The organism is Mycoplana sp. 10N416, from assembly GCF_056394765.1.
This window is the reverse complement of record NZ_JBFTIM010000002.1, coordinates 527,128-538,830: the sequence shown is the minus strand read 5'-3', so window position 1 is coordinate 538,830 and position 11,703 is coordinate 527,128. Positions and strand designations below refer to the sequence as shown.

Sequence of the window (11,703 nt, the reverse complement as noted above, 5' to 3'; positions counted from 1 at the left end):
TCTCTATACCGCCACCATCGCAGAAATGCAATTCTACAAGTAACAAATGACCTTTGTCTAATTGCCGTAAGGGCTTGAGCTGTTATGAATGGCGCTGACCGATCGGGCTGGAGGCCCGAACACCGCATGAGGAGGAGTTTATGTCTGCTAAGACCTATCCGGTCCTGAAATCCGCGAAAAGTCGTGCGCTGATCGACAACGACACCTATCAGAAATGGTATCGCGAGAGCGTCGAAAATCCGGAGCGCTTCTGGGACAAGCACGGGATGCGGATCGACTGGTTCAAGCCCTACACAAAGGTCAAGAACACATCCTTCAGCGGCAAGGTTCCGATCAAGTGGTTCGAGGACGGCATCACCAACGTCTCTTACAACTGTATTGACCGCCATCTGAAGGCGCATGGCGACCAGGTGGCGATCATCTGGGAAGGCGACAACCCTTACATCGACAAGAAAATCACCTACAACGAACTGCACGAGCACGTGTGCCGGCTGGCGAACGTGATGAAGAAGCACGGCGTCAAGAAGGGCGACCGGGTCACGATCTACATGCCGATGATCCCCGAGGCGGCCTACGCGATGCTCGCCTGCGCGCGGATCGGCGCGATCCATTCGGTGGTGTTCGGCGGCTTTTCGCCGGATGCGCTCGCCGGGCGCATCGTCGACTGCGAATCGACGTTCGTCATTACCTGCGATGAGGGTGTGCGCGGCGGAAAACCGATCCCGCTGAAGGAAAACACCGACACGGCGATCGACATCGCCGCCAAGCAATTCGTGATCGTCAACAAGGTTCTGGTCGTCCGCCGTACGGGCGGAAAAACCGGCTGGGCGCCGGGCCGCGACCTCTGGTATCACGAGGAAGTGGCAAGCGTCCCGCGCGAGTGCGCGCCCGCGAAGATGAAGGCAGAAGACCCGCTGTTCATCCTCTACACCTCCGGCTCCACGGGCAAGCCGAAGGGCGTGCTCCACACGACCGCCGGCTACCTTGTCTATGCGTCGATGACCCACAAGTACGTCTTCGACTACCACGATGGCGATATCTACTGGTGCACCGCCGACGTCGGCTGGGTGACGGGACATTCCTACATCGTCTACGGACCGCTGGCGAACCGGGCGACGACGCTCATGTTCGAAGGCGTGCCGAACTTCCCGGACGCCGGCCGTTTCTGGGAAGTGGTCGACAAGCACAAGGTCAACATCTTCTACACCGCGCCGACGGCGATCCGCGCGCTGATGGGTGCCGGTGACGCCTTCGTCAAGCGCTCCTCGCGTTCATCGCTGCGCCTGCTCGGTTCGGTTGGCGAGCCGATCAACCCCGAAGCCTGGGAGTGGTACTACAACACGGTCGGTGACGCCCGATGCCCGATCGTGGACACCTGGTGGCAGACGGAGACCGGCGGCATCCTGATCAGTCCCCTGCCGGGGGCCACGGACCTGAAGGCGGGTTCGGCGACGCGGCCGTTTTTCGGCATCAAACCGCAGCTTGTCGACAACGAGGGCAACGTCCTGGAGGGTGCGAGCGATGGCAACCTTTGCATCGCCGATAGCTGGCCGGGACAGATGCGGACGGTCTATGGCGACCATCCGCGCTTCATCCAGACCTACTTCTCGACCTACAAGGGCAAGTATTTCACCGGTGACGGCTGCCGCCGCGACGAGGACGGCTACTATTGGATCACCGGCCGCGTCGATGACGTGCTGAACGTTTCCGGCCACCGTCTTGGTACGGCGGAGGTCGAATCGGCGCTCGTTTCGCACCATCTGGTGTCCGAGGCGGCGGTGGTCGGCTATCCGCATGGCCTGAAGGGTCAGGGCATCTACTGCTACGTCTCGCTGATGGCGGGCGAGGAAGGCACGGACGCTCTTCGCCAGGACCTGATCAAGCACGTCCGAAAGGAAATCGGACCGATCGCCACGCCGGACAAGATCCAGTTCGCCCCGGGCCTGCCAAAGACCCGCTCCGGCAAGATCATGCGCCGGATTCTCCGCAAGATCGCCGAAGACGATTTCGGCGCGCTGGGTGACACCTCGACGCTGGCCGATCCGGCCGTCGTCGATGATCTTATCGCCAATCGCCAGAACCGGGCCGCTGGCTGAGCAGCCAAGACGGGTGCAGACCGTTCCCCGCCGTCACCGGCGGGGAACGAATCAACGAGTGGTGCACGAACGCCGTCCCGGTCGGAAAAAACCGAGGTGTGAGCGGAACAGGCCCGCGCCTCACTCACTGTCGGCACAGGGCCGCTTTGCTCCACCGTCATAGGGTGTCGCAAGACCCGCAGCCACCAGGTCGTGAGCCGGATTCCGGCCATCAATGAGATGGACGTCGGCAACGACCCGGCCGAAATACTTGTCGGCGGAGACATCGGTCAGGAACAGGTTGTCGCCACCCAGGACAAGGCTGGACAATAGATCTCTTGCCGTTTTGGCAGCAGCGCGGTCGCCTGCGCAGCGAGACTTCATCTCCGGCGTATCTATGCCCCGCAGGCGAACGAAGACATCAACGTGCTGCTGCGGCCATGGGCGAGCGGAGACAAGGATGGTGTCACCGTCTATCACGCGTATGACTTGCGCTGCGACGGGGCCTGCGATCACGTTAGTCGTGATGCCCTCGGCACCATGAGCGGTAACATTGGCCAGGAACAGACTGGTCAATGTCAGGAGCAACGCGGAAAGGCGGCGGCGGATCGACATCATAGGAAGATATTCCGCAATTGCGCCGTACGCAATAGGAATTAACGCCTATCAAAAATCGATCGCGCGGCCGTTGATTTCCCAGTCGCCGAAGCGGGACGGATCCAGACCGCCGCGCCCGCCGATCTCCGGCGGCAGCGGAACCGGCTTCTCGGCCGCGCGGCGCGCCTCGGCCTCCTTCAGCGCGCGGACCGCCGCGGGGGGAAGGACGCGACCGTCGCCGCCGGAATTGTCATTGTCGCCCTGCATTGCATCCTCGTCGCGAGATATTGAAGATCGGCCCTAGCTTCCCCATCATATAGGCACGATACCAATCGCGGCAAAGCCTTGATTCACGTGAAACATCGCCGCAGCCGCGCTTCTGCATGGAGGCAACCATGAATCTTGTCCGCACGGCAATGCTGCTGGCCTTTATGACCGCGCTGTTCATGGGTGTCGGCTTTCTGATCGGCGGCACGAGCGGCATGATGATCGCGCTCGCAATCGCCGCCGCCACCAACCTCTTTTCCTATTGGAATGCCGACAAGATGGTGCTGTCGATGTACGGCGCCAAGGAAGTCGACGAGCGCAGCGCACCGGAATACTACGGCATCGTCCGCGATCTCGCGGCCCGCGCCGGGCTGCCGATGCCGCGGGTCTACGTGATCAACAGCGACCAGCCGAACGCTTTTGCGACCGGTCGAAACCCGGAGAACGCGGCGGTGGCCGCCTCGACGGGGCTCCTGCAGGCGCTCTCATACGAAGAGGTGGCCGGTGTCATGGCGCACGAGCTCGCCCACGTCCAGAACCGCGACACCCTGACGATGACGATCACGGCGACGATCGCCGGGGCGATCTCGATGCTGGCCAATTTCGCGATGTTCTTCGGCGGCAACCGGGGAAACAACAACAATCCGCTCGGCTTCATCGGGATTCTGGTTGCGATGATTGTCGCCCCCTTCGCCGCGATGCTGGTGCAAATGGCAATCAGCCGCACCCGAGAATATTCCGCCGATCGGCGCGGCGCCGAGATCTGCGGCAATCCGTTGTGGCTTGCGACCGCCCTTCAGAAGATCGCCATGGCAGCCGGCCGGATTCCCAACGACGAGGCCGAGCACAATCCAGCTACGGCCCATATGTTCATCATCAATCCGCTGTCCGGTGCCCGGATGGACAACCTGTTCTCGACCCATCCCGACACCGGCAATCGGATCGCCGCGCTCGAGCAAATGGCGGCGCAGATGCGCCAGACCTCGACGGGACAGCCGGGGGCTGCTAAGGCCGGGCGGAAATCGCGTTCCGTTCCGACGACCGGCTGGGGACGCGGTGGTTCAGAGCCACCCAAAGGTCCTTGGTCTTGACGAGAAACGAATCGCAACCGAAACAAAAACGCGCGCCGGCCCGAACTCGCGATAGCCGACCGGACGGACAGCCCGAAAAGCCTGGCCTAAAATCCCGTCAGGTCGCCACGAAGTTGCTCGCCGCGGTCATCGATCGGCAGACGTCGCTGGACGGAATGCTTGACGCGGACAACGGCAATCCCGGCTACCGAGCGCTGAACGAAGCCGACCGGGCGCTGGTGCGCGCAATGCTCAACACCGCCCTCCGCCACCTTCCGCGGATCCAGGTGATCATCGATTCGCTGGTGGAAACGCCGCTGCCAGAGGGTGCGCGCGCGCTCTACCACGTTCTTACGGTTGCGTCGGCGCAGATACTCTACCTTGACGTTCCGGACCACTCCGCCGTGGACTTGGCGGTGGAGCAGGCGCAATCCGACCCGCGCACCCGCCGATTCGCCAATCTCGTGAATGCCGTACTCCGGCGTCTAGCGCGTGAGAAGGGACCGCATCTGACCGCAACGCACACCGTTCCGGTCGTTCCGGGCTGGTTCTTCGACCGGCTGGTAGCGGTCTACGGCGAAGATCATGCCAGCAACATCGCCGAGTCGCTGCTTGCGCCAGCGGCGATCGACCTCACGGTCAAGACCGAGGCCCAGGCCTGGGCAACGCGGCTCGGCGGCAAGCTCTTACCGACCGGCTCGGTGCGCCTGGCGGCATTTGCCGGCCGGATCCCCGACCTCGACGGCTTTGCCGAGGGCGAATGGTGGGTGCAGGACGCCGCCGCGGCGATCCCGGCGCGGCTGTTCCCCTCCCTCGCAGGGCAGCGGGTGGCTGACCTGTGCGCCGCCCCTGGCGGCAAGACCGCGCAACTTGCACTCGCGGGTGCGAAGGTCACGGCCCTCGACCAGAATGCAAATCGACTGAAGCGGCTCGAGGCCAATCTCGATCGGCTCGGCTTGTCGGCCACGACCGTCGAGATGAACCTTCTCGATTTCCGTCCCGACGATCTCTTCGATGCCGTTCTTCTCGACGCCCCCTGCTCGTCGACCGGGACCATCCGCCGCCATCCCGACGTGCTCTGGACGAAAGGTCCGCAGGACATCACAAAACTTGCGCAGTTGCAGGAGAAACTTCTCCGGCATGCGCTGACACTGGTGAGGCCCGGCGGCCATCTCGTCTTCTCCAACTGTTCCCTTGATCCTCTTGAGGGCGAGGAGGTTACCGCGCGCGTCTTGTCCGACACGTCCGGCTGGTCGCGGGTTGCCATCGATCCCGCCCGTTGGCCGGGTTTGGAGGAGGCGATATCGCCGCTTGGCGAGTTTCGCGCCACGCCGGCAATGTTGCCGGGAGATGCGGCCACAGCCGGCGGACTGGATGGCTTCTATGCCGTGCTGCTCCAGCGGCAGTAATGAGAAAAATGCCCGCCCCGGCAGCGCATGAAGCCGCCACCGCCGTCCAGCCATCAACAGCCGCGTACCGCACGGCGAATTGACGCAACGACATCCTGTGCCTACCAATGGAATGCGGGAAAGAGTTTGTTAACGATGCGGCTTTCAGACCAGCAGCGGCTTGTCTATCTGTATGGGCATGAGACGTGGCGGCGTTTTTCGCGGCGATTGGCCGTCGGGCGCGTGTCGGCGCTGCGCTTTGCCGGCCGCACGCCAGACAGGCTTCTCGTCGCACCGACGGATCTGCGGCCGGCCGATTCGTTCACGGCCGAGGAAATCATTGCCGGGCGGTTTCCACTGGCGGGGCGAATGCTCGAGTGCGGCGGCGAGTCTCCCTTCGCGCTGGAACTCCCCTCCGAGGAATTCGCCTGCCGGCTGCATTCCTTCGGCTGGCTTCGGCACATGCGCATCGCCGACAAGGAGACGGCCCCGCCCGTCGTGCGATCTGTGATCGGCGACTGGATCGAGACCCATGGTCGTGTCATCGATGGTATCGCCTGGCGACCTGAGGTCATTGCCGAACGCATTATCTCCTGGCTGTCCCATTCTCCTGTCGTTCTGCGCGATGCCGACTACTCCTTCTATCGCCGCTTCTTGAAGAACCTCGCCTTCCAGGTTCGCTACCTCAGGCACATTGCCGACGCCACGCGCGAGGGGGAGACCCGGCTGCGGGTGCGCACCGCCCTCGCCATGGCGTCGATCGCCATGCCGAACTCGGGTTCGACGATCCGTCGCGCCGCCCGGCATCTGGACCGGGAGCTGGACCGGCAGATCCTGGCCGACGGCGGCCACGTTTCACGCAATCCGCGCGTCGGCCTGGACCTGCTGTTCGACCTGCTGCCGCTTCGGCAGACCTACGTCAATCTCGGCCACGACGTCCCGCAGCGGCTCATTCCCTGCATTGACCGCATCTATCCCGCGCTGCGCTTTTTCCGGCATCAGGGCGGCGAGCTCGCATTGTTCAACGGTGCCACCTATACACTCGCGAACGAACTGTTGTCGGTTCTGCGGTACGACGAGACCGCTGGCGCACCCTTTCGCGGCCTGCCGCAGACGGGCTACGAACGGATCTCGGCCGGTGACACCGCGATCATCATCGACACGGGCAAGCCGCTCTCCGTTCCCCTTTCGACGTCTGCGACAGCCGGTTGCCTCTCCCTGGAGATGTCGTCGGGACGGCACCGGTACCTGGTCAATTCGGGCCTGCCGCGCTTCGCCGGCGATGCGATCCGACAGTTGTCGCGCGCCACGGCTGCCCATTCCGTGGCGACATTGAACGACACCTCGTCGGCGCGCATTTCCGCCTCCCGCTATCTCGGCCCGGTCGTTTTCGCGGGCGCAACGAATGTCGGGGTTGCGCGCTACGACGGAACCGACGGCGCGGAAGGCCTGAAGGCCAGCCACGACGGTTATCTCGACAATTTCGGCCTGCTATACGAACGCGACATCTACTTGAACGCCGCGGGCACCGAAATTCGCGGGCGGGAGCGGTTCGTGAAGCCCAACGGGGCCGTGCCGGAGGGCGGCAAGAACATTGCGGTGGTTCGTTTTCACATTCATCCGGCGATCCGCATCGTTCCCTTGAGCGACCATGAAATCAGGCTTGTCGCCCATGATGGCGAGAGTTGGGTCTTCTCCTGCCTCGATGTCGTTGTCGTCGAGGAAGAGGATGTCTTCTTTGCCGATCCGACCGGCGTTCGCGCCGCGCGTCAGCTGACGCTGACCATGCCGCTCGCGGGTGTTCCAGAGCTGCAGTGGCTCATGCGGCGCGAACGGCGCTGACGGCTCGAAATTGGCGGTTTCCTCGCCTGCGCGCCTATGTTAACGGGGCGCATGCACGCCGCCGGCGACATGCTTGGACGCCGGCCCCTACTCCCGGAGATACCCCATGGCCGTCGCTTCCAAGAAAATTCCCGCCCCCGATCGCGTTCAGGTCAGGACCGCGCTTCTGTCCGTTTCCGACAAGACCGGCATCGTTGAACTTGCAAGCGCGCTTGCCAGTAAGGGCGTCCGGCTTCTTTCCACTGGCGGCACGCACAAGGCGTTGAGCGATGCCGGCCTCCCGGTCACCGATGTCTCGCAGGTCACGGGCTTTCCGGAGATCATGGACGGCCGCGTCAAGACGCTTCACCCGAATGTCCATGGCGGCCTGCTGGCGATCCGGGACGACGCGGATCATGTGGAGGCGATGAAGGCGCATGGGATCGAGGCGATCGACCTCGCCGTCATCAATCTCTACCCATTCGAGGAGGTTCGCGCCAAGGGCGGGGACTACCCGACAACGGTGGAAAACATCGACATCGGCGGCCCAGCGATGATTCGCGCCTCGGCCAAGAACCACGCCTATGTGACGATCGTCACCGATCCTGCCGACTATCCGGCCCTGATCGAGGAGCTGGCGACGGGTGCGACCTCCTACGCCTTCCGCCAACGCCAGGCGGCGAAAGCGTTCGCGCGAACCGCGGCCTATGACACGGCCATTTCCAACTGGTTCGCCGAAGCCCTCGATATCGCCACGCCGGCCTACCGCACGATTGGCGGCGTGCTGAAGGAAGAGATGCGCTACGGCGAAAATCCGCACCAGAAGGCGGCGTTCTACGTCACCGGCGACACCCGCCCCGGTGTGGCAACGGCCACGCTTCTGCAGGGCAAGCAGCTTTCCTATAACAACATCAACGACACGGATGCGGCCTTCGAACTGGTTGCGGAGTTCCTGCCGGAGAACGGTCCGGCCTGCGCCATCATCAAGCACGCCAATCCCTGCGGCGTCGCGACGGCGCCGACCCTGAAGGAAGCCTATATGCGGGCGCTGGCCTGCGACCCCGTGTCCGCATTTGGCGGCATCATCGCCCTGAACAGCACCCTCGATGCCGAGACGGCCGGAGAGATCGTCAAGCTTTTTACCGAGGTCATCATCGCGCCGGATGCGGATGACGCGGCGCGCGCCGTGATTGCCGGCAAGCCAAACCTGCGGCTGCTTGTAACCGGTGGTCTGCCGGATCCCCGCACCCCCGGGGTTTCTGCAAAGACCGTGTCGGGCGGCCTTCTGGTGCAGAGCCGCGACAACGGCATGGTGGAGGATCTGGAGCTGAAGGTCGTGACGAAGCGCGCACCGACGGCCCAGGAGCTCGAGGACATGAAATTCGCCTTCAAGATCGCCAAGCACGTCAAGTCGAACGCAGTCGTCTACGCCAAGGACGGGCAGACCGCGGGCATCGGCGCCGGCCAGATGAGCCGCGTCGATTCGGCCCGCATCGCCGCACTCAAGGCGGAGGAGGCCGCAAAGGCGATGGGCTTGTCCCAGCCGCTGACGCGTGGCTCGGCGGTCGCCTCCGAGGCGTTCCTGCCGTTTGCGGATGGACTATTGTCGGCGATTGCGGCCGGTGCCACCGCCGTGATCCAGCCGGGTGGTTCGATGCGCGATGCCGAGGTGATTGCCGCAGCCGACGAAGCCGGTGTGGCGATGGTCTTCACCGGCATGCGCCACTTCCGCCATTGAGGCGCGGGCAGGCTTAGGTTCCGGTCTCGAACGAGGCCGGAGCCGCCTGCCTGATTCTGTCGGCCCCTCGGATCCGGGGCGGGCGTTACCCGCGCAGGCCCGGCGCTTCCTGGCCGGTGCGCTCCACGTATTCGGTGTAGCCGCCGCCATATTGCTCGATTCCGTCCGGCGTCAGTTCCAGCACCCGGTTCGACAGGGCCGCCAGGAAATGGCGGTCGTGCGAGACGAACAGCATCGTGCCCTCATAGGCCGAAAGGGCCCTGATCAGCATTTCCTTCGTGTCGAGGTCGAGGTGGTTCGTCGGTTCGTCGAGAACGAGGAGATTGGGTGGGTCGAACAGCATCGCCGCCATCACCAATCGCGCCTTCTCGCCGCCGGAAAGGACCCTGCAGCGCTTCTCGATGTCATCGCCGGAAAAACCGAAACAGCCGGCGAGCGCGCGAAGTGGCGCCTGCCCAGCCTTGGGAAAGCGCTCCTCCAGCCATTGCAGGATCGTGCTGTCGCCGTCGAGCAGGTCCATCGAATGCTGGGCGAAATAGCCGAGTTTGACGCTGGCGCCGAGCGACACACTGCCGCTGTCCGGTGCGGCCGTACCCGTTACCAGCTTGAGCAGTGTCGACTTTCCGGCGCCATTGATGCCCATGATGCACCAGCGTTCGCGACGGCGGACCATGAAATCGAGGCCGGTATAGATCGTGCGGCTGCCGTAGGCCTTGTGAACATTCTTCAGGCTGATGACGTCCTCGCCGGAGCGCGGCGCCGGCAGGAACTCGAAGGCGACCGTCTGGCGGCGGCGCGGTGGCTCGACACGGTCGATCTTGTCCAGCTTCTTCACCCGGCTCTGGACCTGTGAAGCGTGGGACGCCCGGGCCTTGAAGCGCTCGATGAACTTGATTTCCTTGGCCAGCATCGCCTGCTGACGCTCGAACTGGGCCTGTTGCTGCTTCTCGTTCAGCGCCCGCTGCGCTTCATAGAAGCCGTAGTCGCCGGAATAGGTCGTCAGTGCGCCGGCATCGATTTCTATGATCTTGGTGACGATCCGGTCCATGAACTCGCGGTCATGCGACGTCATCAGGAGTGCGCCGTCATAGCCCTTCAGAAAGGATTCCAGCCAGATCAGGCTTTCGAGATCGAGGTGGTTGCTCGGCTCGTCGAGCAGCATGACGTCCGGCCGCATCAACAGGATGCGGGCGAGCGCCACGCGCATCTTCCAGCCGCCGGACAGCTTGGCGACGTCGCCGTCCATCATCTCCTGGGCGAAGCCGAGCCCGGCCAGGACTTCGCGCGCCCGTCCCTCCAGCGCATACCCATCGAGTTCTTCGTAGCGCGCCTGCACCTCGCCATAGCGTTCGATGATGGCATCCATGTCGTCCATTCGCTCCGGATCCGACATGGCCGCCTCGAGCTCGCGCAGTTCCGCGGCCACGGCGCTCACCGGACCGGCGCCTTCCATCACCTCGGCGACGGCCGAATGTCCGGCCATTTCTCCGACATCCTGGTCGAAATAGCCAACGGTAATGCCCTTATCGACCGAGACCTGCCCCTCATCCGGCTGCTCCTCGCCGGTGATCATGCGGAAAAGTGTCGTCTTGCCCGCGCCGTTCGGCCCAACGAGCCCGATCTTCTCGCCACGGTTCAGGGCGGCGGAGGCTTCGATGTAGAGGATGCGATGGCTGTTGGACTTGCTGATGCTGTCGATGCGTATCATGAGGAGTTGCCCGGTCGGTTTGCGGGCACTCCTATGACATGCGCCCGATCCACTGTCACGCACGCTCTCGGAGGATCAGCACTCTACTTCCAGCCAGGCAGCGTCATGTGTCGGCTTGCCGTGACGCGGCAATACTGAAGCGAACGCGAGATTACCGTGGCGCGACCGTGCGGAAAAGCCCGGATTGATTGATGGTTCGTTGCCTTGGCGATCGCGACTGGAGGCGCAGGCCCACGCGGCCTGCGTCTCCAAGGTGTTTGCGGCTATTCCGCTTCGTTGGCCGGGGCGGCGTTGAGCTGGCCGTATTTTTCGATGCCAAGCTGCTTCAGCAGGCCAAGCTGAGTCTCTAGGAAGTCGATGTGGCCTTCTTCGTCGCTGAGAAGTTCTTCGAAGAGCTTCATGCTGACGTAGTCGCCGGCGTCGTGGCAGATATCGCGCGACTTCTTGTAGGCCGTGCGCGCGTCATACTCGCCGGCGAGGTCGGCCTCCAGGACTTCCTGGACGTTCTGGCCGATGCGCAGGGGGGCAAGGGTCTGCAGGTTGGGATGGCCCTCGAGGAAGATGATGCGGGCCACCAGCTTGTCGGCGTGGTGCATTTCCTCGATCGATTCCTCCCGCTCCTTCTTGGCGAGGAGGGTGTATCCCCAGTCCTCGAGGAGTCGGTAGTGGAGCCAGTACTGGTTGACGGCGCCGAGTTCGAGAAAAAGCGCTTCGTTAAGCTGCTCGATGACTTTTTTGTCGCCTTTCAAGGTCCGCTCTCCTGTTGTCTTCGTGGAACTGTTTGAGGCGGATCATGAAATCAAATATCTCTGCGTCCGTCGAGGGCCGCTCGGCATGATACTGTTCAGTGGTGCGCACGATGATGTCGACGACATTGGGGAAGCAGCCGCAGCAGCGGCCTCGCTTTCCCATCGCGTGATAGACTTTTGCGGGCACGATCAGCTGCCAGCAATCCTGGTCGAGGAGTTCGTTGATGACGTCGACGATCTCTTTATCGCTGATGAAGTTGCAGCTGCAAACCAGCATCTGTCCTGCCTGC

Annotated in this window: 10 protein-coding genes; 5 read left to right on the top strand and 5 right to left on the bottom strand. The window is 63.3% G+C overall.

The window, feature by feature from the left end; all coding sequences use genetic code 11:
- Positions 1-140: 140 nt before the first annotated feature.
- Positions 141-2,096, top strand: coding sequence for an acetate--CoA ligase (gene acs, locus AC1DDS_RS06785; RefSeq protein ID WP_477478176.1), 1,956 nt, complete (start codon positions 141-143; stop codon positions 2,094-2,096).
- Positions 2,097-2,216: 120 nt separating this feature from the next.
- Here the strand turns inward: acs and AC1DDS_RS06780 are convergent, their stop codons facing one another.
- Both AC1DDS_RS06780 and AC1DDS_RS06775 read right to left on the bottom strand, forming a co-directional pair.
- Positions 2,217-2,693 carry a thermonuclease family protein gene (locus AC1DDS_RS06780; RefSeq protein ID WP_477478175.1) on the bottom strand — a complete coding sequence of 159 codons (477 nt, stop codon included), beginning with the start codon at positions 2,691-2,693 and terminating at the stop codon, positions 2,217-2,219.
- A gap of 48 nt (positions 2,694-2,741) precedes the next feature.
- Positions 2,742-2,939 (bottom strand): DUF1674 domain-containing protein, encoded by a 198-nt coding sequence (locus tag AC1DDS_RS06775; protein WP_477478174.1) that lies wholly within the window; start codon positions 2,937-2,939, stop codon positions 2,742-2,744.
- A gap of 128 nt (positions 2,940-3,067) precedes the next feature.
- Here AC1DDS_RS06775 and htpX point away from each other — a divergent pair, with 128 nt between their 5' ends.
- The 4 genes from htpX (at position 3,068) to purH (ending at position 8,956) form a co-directional block, all read left to right on the top strand.
- The gene (htpX, locus tag AC1DDS_RS06770) at positions 3,068-4,030 is read left to right on the top strand and encodes a zinc metalloprotease HtpX (protein ID WP_477478173.1); all 963 of its coding nucleotides are present in this window, start codon (positions 3,068-3,070) and stop codon (positions 4,028-4,030) included.
- A complete protein-coding gene (locus AC1DDS_RS06765; RefSeq protein ID WP_477478172.1) occupies positions 4,021-5,418 on the top strand; it encodes an RsmB/NOP family class I SAM-dependent RNA methyltransferase in 1,398 nt (465 codons plus the stop codon). Before htpX ends, AC1DDS_RS06765 begins: the two co-directional genes overlap by 10 nt.
- 135 nt (positions 5,419-5,553) lie before the next feature.
- On the top strand, positions 5,554-7,239 hold the full coding sequence (locus AC1DDS_RS06760; RefSeq protein ID WP_477478171.1) for a heparinase II/III family protein: 1,686 nt from the start codon (positions 5,554-5,556) through the stop codon (positions 7,237-7,239).
- Positions 7,240-7,345: 106 nt separating this feature from the next.
- Positions 7,346-8,956, top strand: coding sequence for a bifunctional phosphoribosylaminoimidazolecarboxamide formyltransferase/IMP cyclohydrolase (gene purH / locus AC1DDS_RS06755; RefSeq protein WP_477478170.1), 1,611 nt, complete (start codon positions 7,346-7,348; stop codon positions 8,954-8,956).
- Between the two features lie 85 nt (positions 8,957-9,041).
- Here the strand turns inward: purH and abc-f are convergent, their stop codons facing one another.
- From abc-f to AC1DDS_RS06740, 3 genes are all read right to left on the bottom strand, one after another.
- A complete protein-coding gene (gene abc-f / locus AC1DDS_RS06750; protein ID WP_477478169.1) occupies positions 9,042-10,664 on the bottom strand; it encodes a ribosomal protection-like ABC-F family protein in 1,623 nt (540 codons plus the stop codon).
- Between the two features lie 263 nt (positions 10,665-10,927).
- Complete coding sequence (bfr, locus tag AC1DDS_RS06745) at positions 10,928-11,413, bottom strand: bacterioferritin (RefSeq protein ID WP_310414013.1); 486 nt, start codon at positions 11,411-11,413, stop codon at positions 10,928-10,930.
- Positions 11,379-11,690, bottom strand: coding sequence for a (2Fe-2S)-binding protein (locus AC1DDS_RS06740; protein ID WP_310414332.1), 312 nt, complete (start codon positions 11,688-11,690; stop codon positions 11,379-11,381). Before AC1DDS_RS06740 ends, bfr begins: the two co-directional genes overlap by 35 nt.
- Positions 11,691-11,703 lie beyond the last annotated feature (13 nt).